The following is a 15,547-nucleotide window of genomic DNA, read 5'->3' on the forward strand; positions in this document are numbered from 1 at the left end:
TGATTCTGGCTCCGGCGACACATCCGTGGCAGCGGAAAGCACCGCGTATCGTCTGAGGCATGCGTCTGAGCACGGTGATCCTCCCCATCCACCCCTGGGGCGAAGGACAGAAGACCTGGCAGCGGGCCGAAGACCTCGGGTTCCATGCCGCGTACACCTACGACCACCTCTCCTGGAGGACCTTCCGGGACGGGCCGTGGTTCGGTGCCGTCCCCACGCTCACAGCCGCGGCGATGGTGACACGGAGTATCCGCCTGGGCACCCTCGTCACCTCCCCCAACTTCCGGCACCCCGTCACGCTCGCCAAGGACCTCATCACGCTCGACGACGTCTCCGACGGGCGCCTCACCCTCGGCATCGGCGCCGGTGGCAACGGCTTCGACGCCACGACACTGCGCCGGAGCGACGAGGAGCCGTGGACGCCGCGCGAACGGGCCGACCACTTCGACGAGTTCGTACCGCTGCTCGACCGGCTGCTGCGTGAGCCCTCGGTGACGTACGAGGGCACCTTCTATGCGGCGAACGAGGCCCGGAACATCCCCGGCTGTGTGCAGCGGCCCCGGCTGCCGTTCGCGGTGGCCGCCACCGGCCCGCGCGGAATGAAGCTCGCTGCCCGGTACGGCCAGGCCTGGGTCACCACGGGCGACCCGAAGCTGTACGAGACGGGTACCCCGGAGCAGTCCGTGGAGGCCATCCGCGGGCAGCTCACCAAGCTGGGCACGGCCTGCGAGTCCATCGGCCGGGATGTGGCCGAGCTGGACAAGGTCCTTCTCACCGGTTTCACCCCGGACCGCCCGCTGCAGTCCTTCGACGCCTTCGTGGACTTCGCGGGCACCCACTTCGCGCTCGGCTTCACGGAGATCGTCCTTCACGCGCCGATCCCCGACTCCGACTTCGCGGCGGACGAGAAGGTCTTCGAGCGCATCGCCACCGAGGGCCTGGCCCAGCTCGGCCACTGAACCACCCGCCACCGGAACCGGTGGCATATGTACCAGGCATGTTCGCCTGGTCAGGGGCGTGCATCCTCAGATGTGCGCCCCTCCGCACGCCCGTGCACCCTCGTACGCGAGAATGGACCGGTGACCTCAGCTACCGACTCGCCTTTGCCTGCCGCTATCCGGCTGATCGCCACCGACCTGGACGGCACCCTGCTCCGCGACGACAAGACGGTCTCCGACCGTACGGTCGCCGCGCTGGCCGCTGCCGAGGAGGCCGGTATCGAGGTCTTCTTCGTCACCGGACGCCCGGCCCGCTGGATGGATGTCGTCAGCGACCATGTGCACGGCCACGGCCTGGCGATCTGCGCCAATGGCGCGGCGGTCGCCGATCTGCACGCCGGTGGCGAGCTGGTCAAGGTCCGGCCGCTGGAGCGCACCATCGCCCTCGATGTCGTCCGGTCCCTGCGCGCCGCCGCCCCCGGCACCTCCTTCGCCGTCGAGCTGGCCACCGGTATCCACTACGAACCGGATTACCCGCCGCTCCACCTGGACCCGGGCGCCACGGTCGCCACCGCCGAGAAGCTGCTGCACGAGGAGTCGCCCGGCACCGGCGTCCCCGTGCTGAAGCTCCTCGCCCACCACGCCGAACTGACCCCGGACGACTTCCTCGCCCTGGCCCGTACGACGGCCGGCGACCGGGCCTCCATCACCAGGTCCAGCCCCACGGCCCTGCTGGAGGTCAGCGGTCCGGACGTCTCCAAGGCCAGCACGCTGGAGCTCTGCTGCGCCGAGCGCGGCATCACGCCCGCCGAGGTCGTTGCCTTCGGGGACATGCCCAACGACGTGGAGATGCTGAGCTGGGCGGGCACGTCGTACGCGATGGGCAATGCCCACCCGGCCGCACTCGCCGCCGCTTCCGGCCGGACCGCCACCAACGGCGAGGACGGCGTCGCAGTCGTCATCGAGCGGATCATCGCCGAGCGCCGGGCATCCGACGCCGGTCGCTGAGCTCCCCGGGGGAGGGCAGGTGCCCGGGGACCAGGACCCCACGGGAAGACAGGCGTCCGGTTGCTGATCCCCGGAACACAGGCGTCCGGTCACCTCAGAGGGGCACCTCCCACACCACTGTCGTGCCGCCCCCGTCCTCCCCGATCCCGGGCCCGAACCAGCTCGCACCGCCGAGCGACTCCGCACGGCGCGCCAGATTCCGCAGCCCGCTGCGACGGCCGCCCTCCGGAATGCCCACTCCGTCGTCGGCGACCGACAGCCGCACGGCGCCCCTTCCGTCGGGCAGTGTCGCGGTCGCGTCGACGACCACGTCGATCAACGACGCCTCGGCATGCCGGAAGGCATTGGACAGCGCCTCCCGCAGCGCCGCGATCAGGTTCTTGCCGGTCAGCTCGCCGACCAGTGAATCGACCGGCCCGAGGAAGCGGTGCGAGGGCTTGAAGCCCAGCGGGACCGCCGCCATGTTGATCTCGCGCAGAACGCGGGTGCGCAGGCCCGACGGCGCCTCGGCGGGTTCCTGCTGGAGCGCGAAGATCGCGGTACGGATCTCCTGGATGGTCACGTCCAGTTCGTCGACCGCCCGGCCGACACCGGTCCGCACCTCGGGCACGACCGACCGGCGCTGGGCGCTCTCCAGCATCATCCCGGTGGCGAACAGCCGCTGGATGACCAGATCGTGCAGATCGCGGGCGATCCGGTCCCGGTCCTCGTAGACCGCCAGCCGCTCCCGGTCCCGCTGTGCCTCGGCCATCATCAGCGCGAGCGCGGCCTGCGAGGCGAACTGGGCGGCGAGGGTCCGCTCCGCCTCCGTGAACGGCCGGTCGCCCCGGGCGCGGGGGGTGGCGAGCGCGCCGAGCACCCGCCCGCCGCTGTGCAGGGGCAGCAGCATGCTCGGGCCGTACCGATGGGCGAGCCTGGTGACCATGCGGGAGTCGGTGGCCGAGTCGTCCACGAAGACCGCCTCGCCGCCCAGCAGCTTCGCCGCCACCGGGCTCTCGGGCCCGATGATCACCCCGAGCGAGGAGGAGGGGTCGTCCGAGGAGACTGCGACGATCTCCAGCCCGCCGTCCTCGGTGGGCAGCAGCACGATCCCGGCGGCGGAGTCGGCGAGGCGGCGGGCCTGTTCGGCGACGACGGAGAGCGCGTCGTCGGCGTCCCCGCCGGAGAGCAGGGCGGTGGTCACCGCTACCGATCCGTCGATCCATCGCTCGCGCTGGCGTGCCGCCTCGTACAGCCGGGCGTTGCCGATGGCGATCCCGGCCTCCGTGGCGAGGACCCGCACCATATGCAGGTCGTAGTCGTTGAACTCGCCGTCGTCGACCTTCTCGGCCAGATAGAGGTTTCCGAAGATCTCTCCCTGTACGCGGATCGGGACGCCGAGAAAGGTCCGCATCGGGGGGTGGCCGGGCGGGAAGCCGGCGAACCTCGGATCGGCCGTCAGATCGGCGAGCCGCACCGGTGCCGGGTCGTGGATCAGCGCGCCCAGTAGCCCCCGGTGCCCGTCGGGGCGGTGACCGATCTCGTCCGCCACCTCGTCCGGCACCCCGTACGTGACGAAGTCGGAGAGCCCCTCGCCCTCCTCGTCGACGACGCCGATGGCGGCGTAGCGGGAGTGGGCGAGTTCGGCGGCCGTCTCGCAGATCCGGTCGAGGGTGGAGTGCAGTTCCAGGCCCGCGCCGACGGAGCGCATGGCTTCCAGCAGTTGTGGGATGCGGGCGGTGATTTCGGTGGACAGGCCCTGCAGGCTGCGGGTCGCCTGGGTAGCCGCTTCGAGTGAGTCCTTCGGGTCCTGCTCCGGCATACCCCGAGAGTAGTTAGTCCAGATTGGGGAGGAAAGTCGGCTGTCGTGCTGCCCGGCTCACGCGTGTGCGCCCACGGCTTCTTCGGGTACCCGTGCGGTCTGTAGGCCGATGGCTCCTTCCGGCACCCGTGCGGTCTCCCGCTCGCGCTCCAGCATCCGGCGCAGGGGGCCTTCCCCGGCGGCGAGGTCGGCGTACGGGCCGCGCTGCACGATGCGGCCGGCGTCCAGCACCAGCACCTCGTCGACGGCTTCGAGTCCCTGCAGGCGATGGGTGATCAGGACGGTCGTGCGTCCCTCGGTGGCGGCCAGCAGGTCCGCGGTCAGGGCGTCCGCGGTCGCCAGGTCGAGGTGCTCGGCGGGTTCGTCCAGGACGAGGACGGGGAAGTCGGCGAGGATCGCCCTGGCCAGGGCGAGGCGTTGGCGCTGGCCGCCGGAGAGGCGTGCGCCGTGTTCGCCGACGAGGGTGTCGAGCCCGTCGGGCAGCGCATCGGCCCAGTCGAGCAGCCGGGCCCGGCCGAGGGCGGCCCGCAGTTCCTCGTCCGTCGCGTCGGTCCGGGCCAGCCGCAGGTTCTCCCGGATGGAGCTGTCGAAGACATGGGCGTCCTGGGCGCAGAGCCCGACGAACCGCCGGACCGTGTCCCCTTCCAGCGCACCGGCCTCGACGCCACCGATCCGGTACGTCCCCGTCCGTGCGTCCAGGAAGCGGACCAGGACCTGCGCGAGGGTCGTCTTGCCGGAGCCGGAGGGTCCGACGACGGCGATACGCCTGCCGGGCGTCAACGTCAGGTCGACGGCGTCGAGGGCGTCCCGGTCCGCTCCGGCGTACCGCGCCGACAGCCCGCGTACTTCCAGCGGGAAGGGCGATGCGGGTGCCTCGGCCGGGTTGGCGGGTTCGTGTACGGGCAGCGGGGCGTCCAGCACCTCGTACACCCGCTCCGCGCTCCGCTCGACCCTTCCGCGGTACCGCACGGCGAGCGGCAGGCCGGTCACGGCCTCGAAGGCGGCCAGCGGGGTGAGCACCACCACCGCGAGTTCCACGCCCGCGAGCCGGCCGTCGTGCACGGCGGGAAGGGCGACGAGGGCGGTGGCGACGGCGGTGAGGCCGGCGATCAGGGCGATGAGGCCGCCACCGAGCGCGGTGGCGGTCGCCGCGCGGGCGGCGATGCGGGTCAGCACGCCGTCGGCGTCCCGGGTCCGTTCCGTACGGGCGGGCAGGGCACCCGCGACGGTCAGTTCGGCGGTCCCGCCGAGCAGGTCCGTGATCCGGGTGGCCAGATCGGCGCGGGCGGGGGCGAGCCGGCGTTCCGTGTGGCGGGAGCAGGCGCTGCTGATCAGCGGCACTCCCACTCCGGCCAGCAGCAGTCCGACGGCCAGCACGGCGCCTGCCGCCGGCAGCAGCCAGGCCATGAATCCGGCGGCCGCCGTTCCGACCACCACGGCGGTTCCGGCGGGCAGCATCCAGCGCAGCCAGTAGTCCTGGAGGGCGTCGACGTCGGCGACGAGCCGGGAGAGCAGGTCGCCGCGCCGGGCCCGGCGGAGTCCGGCGGGGGCGATGCGCTCCAGCCCTCGGTAGACCGCGACGCGCAGTTCGGCGAGCATCTTGAGCACCGCGTCGTGCGACACCAGACGCTCGGCGTAGCGGAAGACGGCCCGGCCGAGTCCGAAGGCGCGGGTCGCGGTCACGGCGACCATCAGATAGAGCACCGGGGGCTGTTCGGAGGCGCGGGAGATCAGCCAGCCGGAGACGGCCATGAGTCCGACGGCCGAGGCCAGGGCGAGGCTGCCCAGCAGCAGCGCGAGTGCCAGCCGGCCGCGCTGTGCCCCTGCGGCCTCCCGGACCCGTGCCAGGACCCGGCCGGAACGGGCCGCGGTGTCCCGCAACGCCTCGGGTTCCGGGGCGTCTTCATTCCGATCAGCGGGTGCGCTCGCCGGCCGTGGCACGACCGCGGACGTCTCGGTCCTGGCCGGTCGCGCGGTCGCGCCCGGGGTCAGGGTCACCACCCGGTCGGCCACCGGGAGCAGCGCCGGGCGGTGCACGACGAGCAGCACGGTCCGGCCCACGGCCAGCCGCCGTACCGCCTCGACGATCCCCGCTTCCGTCTCGCCATCCAGGCTCGCGGTCGGCTCGTCGAGCAGCAGCAGCGGGCGGTCGGCGAGGAAGGCCCGCGCGAGTGCGAGCCGCTGGCGCTGTCCGGCGGAGAGGCCCGCGCCGTCCTCGCCGATGAGCGTGCGCTCCCCGTCCGGCAGTTCCGCCACGAAGTCGTACGCCCCGGCGTCCCGCAGTGCGGCCATCACCGTGCTGTCGTCGGCGTCCGGCCGGGCCAGCCGTACGTTCTCCGCGATGGTGCCCGCGAAGAGATACGGGCGCTGCGGCACCCAGGCGATCTGTTCCCGCCATCGCTCGGGTGCGAGTGTCGCCAGGTCGACGCCGCCGATCCGTACCCGCCCCTCGTCGGGTGCCGTGAAGCCGAGGACCACATCGAGCAGGGTGGACTTTCCGACGCCGCTGGGGCCGACCAGGGCCACGGTCTCCCCCTCGTCCACCACCAGGGAGGCCGCGTCGAGCGAGGGTTCGGTGCGGCCCTCGTGCCGCACGGTCACCCCTTCCAGCTCCAGCCGCAGCGAACCCGGTACGTCCGCCGTCCCGTTCTGCCGGGGCTCGGTCTCCAGGACCGCGAAGATCTCCTCCGCGGCCGAGAGCCCCTCGGCGGCCGCGTGGTACTGCGCTCCGACCTGGCGGATCGGCAGATAGGCCTCGGGCGCCAGGATCAGCACCACCAGGCCGGTGTAGAGGTCGAGTTCGCCGTGCACCAGCCGCATGCCGATGGTGACGGCCACCAGGGCCACCGACAGCGTCGCCAGCAGCTCCAGGGCGAAGGACGACAGGAACGCGATCCGCAGGGTCCGCAGCGTGGCCCGGCGGTACTGCGAGGTGATCGTACGGATGGACTCGGCCTGTGCCTTGGCCCGGCCGAAGACCTTCAGTGTCGGCAGTCCGGCGACCACGTCGAGGAAGTGTCCGGACAGCCGGGACAGCAGCCGCCACTGGCGGTCCATCCGTGACTGGGTGGCCCAGCCGATCAGGATCATGAAGAGCGGGATGAGCGGCAGCGTCACCACGATGATCGCCGCCGAGACCCAGTCCTCGGTGACGATCCTGGCGAGGACCGCCACCGGCACGACCACCGCGAGTCCGAGCTGCGGCAGATAGCGCGCGAAGTAGTCGTCGAGCGCGTCGACACCGCGGGTCGCGAGTGCCACCAGGGAGCCGGTGCGCTGGCCGCTCAGCCAGCCGGGACCGAGCGCCGTGGCCCGTGCCAGCAGCCGGCCGCGGAGTTCGGACTTGACCGCCGCGCTGGCCCGGTACGCGGCCAGTTCGGTCAGCCAGGAGACCAGGCCCCGGCCGAGCGCGACCGCAGCGAGCAGGATCAGCGGGGTCCGCAGACCGGAGACCGTCAGTCCGTCCTCGAACCCGCCCACCACCACTTCGGCGATGAGCATGGCCTGGGCGATGACCAGCGCCGCCCCGACGACTCCGAGCGCCACCACGGCTGCCAGGAAGAGGCGGGTGGCGCGGGCGTGGCGGAGCAGACGCGGGTCGATCGGTTTCACGTGAAACAGCCCCTAGCGAGCTCGGTCGATGGACCGGGTTCTGCCCGGCGGATCGGGGTCGGCGTCGCGCCCCGGGTCGTGATCCGCCGGCCAGGCCCCGGCTGCGTTCAGTGCGCTTCGGCGATGTGCTGCGTACCGATGCGCTTGCGGAACACCCAGTACGTCCAGCCCTGGTAGAGCAGAACGACCGGAGTGGCGATCCCCGCACACCAGGTCATGATCTTCAGCGTGTACGGGGTGGACGAGGCGTTGGTGACCGTGAGGCTCCAGGCGTCGTCCAGCGAGGACGGCATGACGTTCGGGAAGAGCGTCAGGAAGAGCATCGCGACCGCGGCCGCGACGGTCACTCCGGAGAGCGCGAACGACCATCCCTCGCGCCCCGCCGCGATCATGGCGATCGCGCCGACCAGCGCCACCGCAGCAATGATCATCGCCAGCAGGCTCCAGCCGTCCCCGTTGTCGAGCTGGGTCCAGATCAGGAAGCCGAGCGCGAGCACCGCGGTGACGATCCCCAGCTTCAGCGCCAGCCTGCCCGCCCGCTCCCGGATGTCTCCGACCGTCTTGAGCCCCGCGAACACGGCTCCGTGGAAGGTGAAGAGGGAGAGCGTGACCAGTCCGCCGAGGATGGCGTACGGGTTGAGCAGGTCCCAGAAGTTGCCCACGTACTCCATGTCGGCGTCGATCTTCACGCCGCGCACGATGTTCCCGAAGGCCACGCCCCAGAGCAGGGCCGGGATGAGCGAGGTCCAGAAGATCGCGTGTTCCCAGTTGGTCTGCCACTTCTCGCCGGACCGCTTGGCCCGGTACTCGAAGGCGACCCCGCGCACGATCAGGCAGACCAGGATGATCAGCAGCGGCAGATAGAAGCCGGAGAACAGGGTGGCGTACCACTCGGGGAAGGCGGCGAAGGTCGCGCCGCCCGCGGAGAGCAGCCACACCTCGTTGCCGTCCCAGACGGGCCCGATCGTGTTGATCAGGACCCGTCGTTCCTTGCGGTCCCGGGCCAGCAGCTTGGTGAGGACACCGATCCCGAAGTCGAATCCCTCCAGGAAGAAGTAGCCGGTCCAGAGGACGGCGATGAGCACGAACCAGACGTCGTGGAGTTCCATCTCTCAGCTCCGCTGCTCTCAGTAGGAGAAGGCCATCGGCCGGTCGGCGTCGTCGTGGTCGCCGCCGATCTTGGTGGGCGGGTTGAGGTCGGCGTCCGTGAGTTCCGGCGGGCCTGCCTTGATGTACTTCACGAGCAGCTTGACCTCGACGACCGCGAGCACGGCGTAGAGCAGGGTGAATCCGATCATCGAGGTGAGCACCTCGCCCTGCGAGACGCCGGGGGAGACCGCGTCGCGGGTCTGGAGCACGCCGTAGACGACCCAGGGCTGGCGGCCCATCTCGGTGAAGATCCAGCCCCAGGAGTTGGCGATCAGCGGGAAGAGCAGGGTCCAGAGCGCGACGATCCAGTAGCACTTGGCGAGCTTCGGGCTGAGTGCCTTGTTCTTGAAGAGGACCAGGTTGGGCACTTCGTCCTCACCGGTCCGCAGCCTCGGCGGCAGCATGAACTTCTTCCGGGTCAGCCACAGTCCGAGGATGCCGAGGGCGAAGGACGCCATCCCGAAGCCGATCATCCAGCGGAAGCTCCAGAACGCGACCGGGATGTTGGGCCGGTAGTCGCCGGGGCCGAACTTCTCCTGCTCGGCCTTGTTGATGTCGTTGATGCCTGGGACATACGAAGTGAAGCTGTCGTCCGCGAGGAAGGACAGTATCCCCGGGATGGAGATCTCCACGGTGTTGTGGCCCTTGGCTACGTCGCCGACCGCGAAGATCGAGAAGGGCGCCGAGTTCTGTCCCTCCCAGAGCGCCTCGGCGGCGGCCATCTTCATCGGCTGCTGCTTGAACATGACCTTGCCGAGCTGGTCGCCGCTGATGGCGGTGAGCAGTCCGGCGATGACCACCGTGACCAGGCCGAGCCGCAGCGAGGTCCGCATCACCGGGATGTGCTTCTTGCGCGCCAGGTGGAAGGCGGCAATGCCGACCATGAACGCGCCGCCGACCAGGAAGGCCGCGGTGATGGTGTGGAAGAACTGGGCCAGCGCGGTGTTCTGGGTGAGCACATGCCAGAAGTCGGTGAGCTCGGCCCGGCCGCGTTCCTTGTTGATCCGGTAGCCGACCGGGTGTTGCATCCAGGAGTTGGCCGCCAGGATGAAGTACGCGGAGAGGATCGTCCCGATCGAGACCATCCACATGCAGGCGAGATGGATCTTCTTCGGCAGCTTGTCCCAACCGAAGATCCACAGGCCGATGAAGGTGGACTCGAAGAAGAACGCGATCAGTGCCTCGAAGGCGAGCGGAGCGCCGAAGATGTCGCCGACGAACCGCGAGTAGTCGGACCAGTTCATGCCGAACTGGAACTCCTGGACGATGCCGGTGACGACGCCCATGGCGATGTTGATCAGGAAGAGTTTTCCCCAGAACTTCGTAGCCCTGAGGTACTTCTCGTTGTTCGTCCGGACCCAGGCGGTCTGCAGGCCGGCGGTGAGCGCGGCGAGCGAGATCGTCAGTGGGACGAACAGGAAGTGATAGACGGTAGTGATACCGAACTGCCATCGCGCCAGGGTCTCCGGCGCCAGAGCTAGCTCCACGTCGTCTTCTCCTTACGTCGCCGTAGTCGCACCGGCAGTTTGCCCTTTAAATCCGACTAATCATGGGAGGAAGCAGGACACGCTTGTGAACGCGTTCACATTCACAAACATTATGGCGCACAGACTTTCGGGACGTTCGGGCGGGGTACCCCTCTTGGGACGTTCCGATCAATCCACCCGAACCAGACGCCCGGGAGCACAGCGTTCCGGACCCGGCGTACCCGGACAACGAGAAGGGCCCCGTACCCCGTCGAACGAGGTACGGGGCCCGGCCCCGAGTCGCGCAGGCGGCCTGCGCCGCCGCGCTACAGCTCCTTGCGGTAGGACTCCGCCACCTTCAGGAACAGGTCGTTCGCCTCGTCCTCCCCGATCGTGACCCGCACCCCCTCGCCCGCGAACGGCCTGACCACCACTCCGGCCCGCTCACATACCGTGGCGAAGTCGGCGGTACGGTCCCCGAGCCGCATCCAGACGAAGTTCGCCTGGGAATCCGGCACAATCCACCCCTGGCCGGCCAGGGTCCGCTGCACACGCTGACGCTCGGACACCAACGAGCCCACCCGCCCCAGGAGTTCGTCCTCGGCACGCAGCGAGGCGACCGCCGCGTCCTGCGCGAGCTGGCTGACCCCGAAGGGCACCGCCGTCTTGCGCAGCGCCGCCGCCACCGGCTCGTGGGCCACGGCGAAACCGACCCGCAGCCCCGCCAGGCCGTACGCCTTGGAGAAGGTCCGCAGCACCGCCACATTGGGCCGGTCCCGGTAGATCTCGATGCCGTCCGGCACCTCGACGTCACGGATGAACTCCCGGTACGCCTCGTCGAGCACCACGAGGACATCGCCCGGCACCCGGTCCAGGAACCGCTCCAGCTCGGCCCGGCGCACCACGGTGCCGGTCGGGTTGTTCGGGTTGCACACGAAGATCAGCCGGGTGCGGTCCGTGATCGCGTCCGCCATCGCGTCGAGGTCGTGCACCTCATCGTCGTTCAGCGGAACCTTCACCGAGGTCGCACCGCTGACCTGCGTGATGATCGGGTACGCCTCGAAGGAGCGCCAGGCGTAGATCACCTCGTCGCCCGGGCCCGAGGTGGCCTGGATCAGCTGCTGCGCCACACCGACCGATCCGGTTCCGGTGGCGAGATGCGAGAGGGGCACACCGAAACGGTCGGCCAGCTCGTTCATCAGACCGGTGCAGGCCATGTCCGGGTAGCGGTTGAAGTTCGCGGCCGCGGCCAGGGCGGACTCCATCACCCCGGGCAGCGGCGGATACGGATTCTCGTTGGAGGACAGCTTGAACGCGACCGGTCCGCCGGCAGCAGCCGGCTTGCCCGGTACATAGGCGGGGACGCCGTCCAGCTCGGCGCGCAGCTTGGGGCTCGTCTCGCTCACCGCAGGTCCTCCTCGACCGTCTGTACACATCAATACTGCTCACCTTATGAGGATTGGGCGCCGCTGCGAATGGCCGGAGCACCCAATCGTCCGGTGCGACCAGGAATGGGGGGAGCGCGCTCCGCCCCGACGCGCGCCGGTGGCTCACTCCGTGGCGCGCGTCCCTCGAAGAGGTGAGATGAGACCTCTTCGAGACATCGACCATTTAGTAGGCCCATCGGGTTCGACGCATGACACACTACGGTCAAGCCCTTCAACCCCCTTGGTTTGCAAGGCATTTGACCCTTAATGATCATGCAGAAACGTGCCTGTCAACGAGTGAATATGCGATCAGGCCAACCGCCCTTCCGAGCCCTACTATCGGCTCGCCATGACAGCAGCAGGGAAGCACCAGGTGAGCCGGACGGACACACCCCGGCGCGGCGGCCGGCAGGGACGAGCGGGAATCCGGGACGTGGCCGCCGCCGCGGGGGTCTCCATCACGACCGTCTCCGACGCGCTCAACGGCAAGGGCAGGCTCCCGGACGCCACCCGCCGCCATGTCCGCGAGGTCGCAGAGCGCCTGGGCTACCGCCCTTCCGCCGCGGCCCGAACCCTCCGTACCGGCAAGTCCGGCCTCATCGGCCTGACCGTGACGACCTACGGGGACGAACCTTTCACCTTCACCGAATTCGCGTACTTCGCGGAGATGGCCAGAGCGGCCACCTCTGCCGCGCTCGCCCGCGGCTACGCCCTCGTCATCCTGCCCGCCACCTCACGCCACGACGTCTGGTCGAACGTCGCCCTCGACGGCACCGTCGTGATCGACCCCTCCGACCAGGACCCGGTCGTCACGGAACTCGTACGCCAGGGGCTGCCCGTCGTCTCGGACGGACGCCCGGCCGGAACGCTCCCGGTCACCGCGTGGGTCGACAACGACCACCGGGCCGCCGTGCTCGATCTGCTCGACCACCTCGCCGCCGCCGGAGCCCGCCGCATCGGCCTGCTCACCGGCACCACCACCGATACGTACACCCGCCTCTCCACCACCGCGTACCTCCACTGGTGCGAGCGCGTGGGCCAGGACCCGGTGTACGAGTCGTACCCCGCCCATGACCCGTGCGCGGGCGCGGTCGCCGCCGATCGGCTGCTCGCCCGCCCCGACCGGCCCGACGCCGTCTACGGGCTCTTCGACCCCAATGGCACCGATCTGCTGGCGGCGGCCCGCCGGTACGGTCTGCGCGTCCCCGAGGACCTGCTGCTGGTCTGCTGCAGCGAGTCCACCGTGTACGCGACGACCGAGCCCCCCATCACCACCCTCTCGCTCAAGCCGCGCAGAATCGGCACGGCGGTCATCCAGCTCCTGATCGACGCCATCGAGGGCGTGGATCAGGACGGACCGGTGGAGCAGGTCATACCGACGGAACTCATCGTGCGGACCTCCTCGCAACGCCGCCCACCCCGCACCACGGTCAGCGCACCCCGCTCTCCGGCCAGGGACTGATCAGGCGATTTCGGACCAATCGGCCGGTGAACCCGACGTGCGTCCGGATTCACCACCCCGGGTGCGTCACAGAGGACGATCCGCATTCCTATGATGGGCGCACGACACCGCGGACCGCCCCGACCAGCAGGGCCCGTCAGGTGTACGGCGGCGCGACGGTGGTGGAGGGGTCGATGACACAGGGGGCCGGTCAGGAACCCGTGGTGCGGACTGCGACGTTGCGCGACTTCCGCGTACCGCCCTATGCCCAGAACCCGGTGCCGCCATCGTCACCGCACCCGGGCAACGCCCTCCCCGTTGACGTGCCGCCGGACGGGTACACCCCCACCGCGCGCGATCTTCCCGTGATCAACCGCGGTGACACCCTGGAGGTGGCGGCCGTCCCCGACCCCCGGCCCGTCCCGGAGCAGGGCCGCGGACCGCTCTACGTCGTCGGCGACGTGCACGGCTATCTGGACGAGCTCCACGCCGCCCTCGCCGAGCAGGGCCTCATCGACGCCGACGGCAAGTGGTCGGCGGGCAATGCCCGGCTCTGGTTCCTCGGCGACTTCACCGACCGGGGCCCCGACGGCATCGGGGTCATCGACCTCGTGATGCGCCTGTCCGCCGAGGCCGCGGCCGCCGGCGGCTACTGCAAGGCCCTGATGGGCAATCACGAACTGCTGCTCCTCGGCGCCAAGCGGTTCAGCGACACCCCGGTCAACTCCGGCGCGGGCACCGCCACCTTCCAGGCGGCCTGGCTGCTCAACGGCGGCCAGAAGAACGACATGGAGCGGCTTCAGGACGTCCACCTCCAGTGGATGTCCCGGCTCGACGCGATCGTCGAGGAGGACGGGCATCTGCTGATGCACTCCGACACGACGGCATACCTCGAATACGGCACCACCATCGAGGACGTCAACGACACCGTGCACGCCATCCTCACGCGTAACGACGCCGATGAGTGCTGGGACCTCTTCCGCAAGCTCACCAAGCGGTTCGCCTTCCGCGACGAGTCGGGTCCACAGGCGGTCCGGGAGCTGATGTCGGCCTACGGCGGACAGCGCATCGTCCATGGTCACAGCCCCATTCCGTACCTCCTCGGAGAGGTCGGTTCGGAGGACGGCGAGGACGGCTCCGGCCCCGTGGTCGAAGGTCCGCACGTGTACGCGGACGGGCTCGCCATCGCCATGGACGGCGGAGTGACCATGGCCGGAAAGCTACTGGTCGTCCAACTGCCTCTGCATGACTGACGTTCTTCTGGGAAGACGCTCCCACGACCTGACCACGCCGACCACTGGGCCTATTTACGGAAACCCCCTGTCACCCCGTGCCGTGGGCGCTCTACCATCGGCGTATCAGTAGCAGGCTCTCCTCCGTTTCCGCCCAACTGCCCGTTCCCAACGGGCACTCAGGCCCGACGGAGCATCGGGGGATGCACATGAACAGCGCTCCGCACCTGCTGGCCGAGGACCGACCCGAGTTCGAGCGGATCCTCGACGACGCACTGCGTCATGCCCATGAACGACCGGATCTGGCCGCGGTCGGCGAACGGCTCAACGCCGTGCAGCTGCGCACCATGGCGCTGGACGCCACGGAGCTGATCACCGCGACGGCCGCCACCGAGTACGAGCACTACGTGCGGGCCCGCGAGGAACTGCGCAGACCGGCCGAGGGCGAGGACGAGGATGTGGGCCCGGTCTCCGGCGCGAGCCGGACGAACCAGTCGGGCGCGGGCATAGGAGCCGTCGTCACGGTCCTGGCGCCGGTGCTGGCCGGAACCGCCGCGTTCATATTCCTGCTGGCCGGCTATCTGCTGAGGCTGCTCGACCCACCACCGTCCTTCGCGTCCACCATGGTCTCCGCGGGCTGGTTCTTCGCGGCGGTCACGGCCGCCGCGATCCTGGCCGCCGCCGTCGGGCTGCTCATCACGGCACTGCGCAACGGATCGACGTCGCAGCCCGCCGAGGACGCCGAGGACGAGTTGCCGGAGGATGTGGCACGGGCCAGAGAGGCGTGGCGCCACGCCCTGCTGGAGCGCGGCATCCTGCCGTTCCTGCGGGACGCGCTCGCCGATCCCGCCGCCGGCCCCGCCTCACGCACGCCGGTCCGCTCGGCGAACCGCATCCCGAAGGTCGGCTACAGCCCGCCGGACTTCTCCAGCCCGGACGGCGGCCCGGCGGCGGGCCCCCGCCCGACGTTCACCAGTCCGGACTTCACCAGTCCCGACTTCGGCGGCCCCGAACACGAACCGGACTGACCGGGTCCTACGAGACCCGGGCCGGGCCGGGCCGGGCCGGATTCGGTTCGGGGCGGGTTGGGTTGGGTTGGGTTCGAACGAGTTCGGGGGCGGGCCGCCTCGCCGAGCATGGCTGCCGAGATCACGCGCGCCTCCGCGGCCGGAGCCGTCGTACGTTCCCTGGGTGCCGTGACGATCGCCCCGTCCATCAGCAGCACGAGCCGTCGTGCGAGTGCCTCGGTGTCCTCGTGCCGGCCGCTCTCGGCGAGCAGGCCCGCGACGTACGCCGTGCCCCGCTCCTTGTGTTCGGCGGCGTCCCGGTACGCGGAACTGCCGGTGTCGGTCATCCGGCTCCCCGACGTCCCGTACACCCAGGTGGTCTCGGCTCCGGCCGTACGCCTGATCACCCACGAAACCTGAACTCCGAGCCCTGCAACTTCGAGCGCGGGCCTTCGAGCGCGACGTC

11 protein-coding genes are annotated in these 15,547 nt (G+C 70.2%); 6 read left to right on the forward strand and 5 right to left on the reverse strand.

Going from position 1 to position 15,547, the window contains the following annotated elements; all coding sequences use genetic code 11:
- Window positions 1-59: 59 nt before the first annotated feature.
- Both ABZY11_RS03640 and ABZY11_RS03645 read left to right on the forward strand, forming a co-directional pair.
- A complete protein-coding gene (locus ABZY11_RS03640) occupies window positions 60-959 on the forward strand; it encodes an LLM class flavin-dependent oxidoreductase (protein ID WP_356477542.1) in 900 nt (299 codons plus the stop codon).
- Between the two features lie 120 nt (window positions 960-1,079).
- A complete protein-coding gene (locus ABZY11_RS03645; RefSeq protein ID WP_356477543.1) occupies window positions 1,080-1,946 on the forward strand; it encodes a Cof-type HAD-IIB family hydrolase in 867 nt (288 codons plus the stop codon).
- A gap of 94 nt (window positions 1,947-2,040) precedes the next feature.
- On the opposite strand, the gene ABZY11_RS03650 is transcribed toward ABZY11_RS03645, so the two are convergent.
- The 5 genes from ABZY11_RS03650 to hisC form a co-directional block, all read right to left on the reverse strand.
- The gene (locus ABZY11_RS03650) at window positions 2,041-3,747 is read right to left on the reverse strand and encodes a GAF domain-containing protein (RefSeq protein WP_356477544.1); all 1,707 of its coding nucleotides are present in this window, start codon (window positions 3,745-3,747) and stop codon (window positions 2,041-2,043) included.
- A gap of 57 nt (window positions 3,748-3,804) precedes the next feature.
- Window positions 3,805-7,359, reverse strand: coding sequence for a thiol reductant ABC exporter subunit CydD (cydD, locus tag ABZY11_RS03655; protein ID WP_356477545.1), 3,555 nt, complete (start codon window positions 7,357-7,359; stop codon window positions 3,805-3,807).
- 107 nt (window positions 7,360-7,466) lie between these two features.
- A complete protein-coding gene (gene cydB / locus ABZY11_RS03660) occupies window positions 7,467-8,468 on the reverse strand; it encodes a cytochrome d ubiquinol oxidase subunit II (RefSeq protein WP_356477546.1) in 1,002 nt (333 codons plus the stop codon).
- Between the two features lie 18 nt (window positions 8,469-8,486).
- Window positions 8,487-9,995, reverse strand: a complete 1,509-nt coding sequence (locus tag ABZY11_RS03665) for a cytochrome ubiquinol oxidase subunit I (protein ID WP_356477547.1) — start codon at window positions 9,993-9,995, stop codon at window positions 8,487-8,489.
- Between the two features lie 305 nt (window positions 9,996-10,300).
- Window positions 10,301-11,380, reverse strand: a complete 1,080-nt coding sequence (gene hisC / locus ABZY11_RS03670; protein ID WP_356477548.1) for a histidinol-phosphate transaminase — start codon at window positions 11,378-11,380, stop codon at window positions 10,301-10,303.
- A gap of 370 nt (window positions 11,381-11,750) precedes the next feature.
- Between hisC and ABZY11_RS03675 the strand changes: the two genes are divergently transcribed.
- From ABZY11_RS03675 to ABZY11_RS03690, 4 genes are all read left to right on the forward strand, one after another.
- On the forward strand, window positions 11,751-12,863 hold the full coding sequence (locus tag ABZY11_RS03675; protein ID WP_356477549.1) for a LacI family DNA-binding transcriptional regulator: 1,113 nt from the start codon (window positions 11,751-11,753) through the stop codon (window positions 12,861-12,863).
- Between the two features lie 173 nt (window positions 12,864-13,036).
- Window positions 13,037-14,095: a metallophosphoesterase gene (locus ABZY11_RS03680; protein ID WP_356477550.1), complete on the forward strand. Its 1,059-nt coding sequence runs from the start codon at window positions 13,037-13,039 to the stop codon at window positions 14,093-14,095.
- A gap of 182 nt (window positions 14,096-14,277) precedes the next feature.
- On the forward strand, window positions 14,278-15,102 hold the full coding sequence (locus ABZY11_RS03685) for a hypothetical protein (RefSeq protein WP_356477551.1): 825 nt from the start codon (window positions 14,278-14,280) through the stop codon (window positions 15,100-15,102).
- A gap of 108 nt (window positions 15,103-15,210) precedes the next feature.
- A complete protein-coding gene (locus ABZY11_RS03690) occupies window positions 15,211-15,501 on the forward strand; it encodes a hypothetical protein (RefSeq protein ID WP_356477552.1) in 291 nt (96 codons plus the stop codon).
- Window positions 15,502-15,547 lie beyond the last annotated feature (46 nt).

The sequence above is a fragment of the Streptomyces sp. NPDC006510 genome (assembly GCF_040611955.1).
Classification (GTDB): Bacteria; Actinomycetota; Actinomycetes; order Streptomycetales; family Streptomycetaceae; genus Streptomyces.

What these genes read in the sequence shown, in the direction of transcription:
- ABZY11_RS03680 (WP_356477550.1), top strand. Translation starts at nt 13,037, where the DNA reads ATGACACAGGGGGCCGGTCAGGAACCCGTGGTGCGGACTGCGACGTTG.
- ABZY11_RS03685 (WP_356477551.1), top strand. Translation starts at nt 14,278, where the DNA reads ATGCACATGAACAGCGCTCCGCACCTGCTGGCCGAGGACCGACCCGAG.
- ABZY11_RS03650 (WP_356477544.1), bottom strand. Translation starts at nt 3,747, where the DNA reads ATGCCGGAGCAGGACCCGAAGGACTCACTCGAAGCGGCTACCCAGGCG.
- cydB (WP_356477546.1), bottom strand. Translation starts at nt 8,468, where the DNA reads ATGGAACTCCACGACGTCTGGTTCGTGCTCATCGCCGTCCTCTGGACC.
- ABZY11_RS03640 (WP_356477542.1), top strand. Translation starts at nt 60, where the DNA reads ATGCGTCTGAGCACGGTGATCCTCCCCATCCACCCCTGGGGCGAAGGA.
- ABZY11_RS03675 (WP_356477549.1), top strand. Translation starts at nt 11,751, where the DNA reads ATGACAGCAGCAGGGAAGCACCAGGTGAGCCGGACGGACACACCCCGG.
- ABZY11_RS03690 (WP_356477552.1), top strand. Translation starts at nt 15,211, where the DNA reads ATGGCTGCCGAGATCACGCGCGCCTCCGCGGCCGGAGCCGTCGTACGT.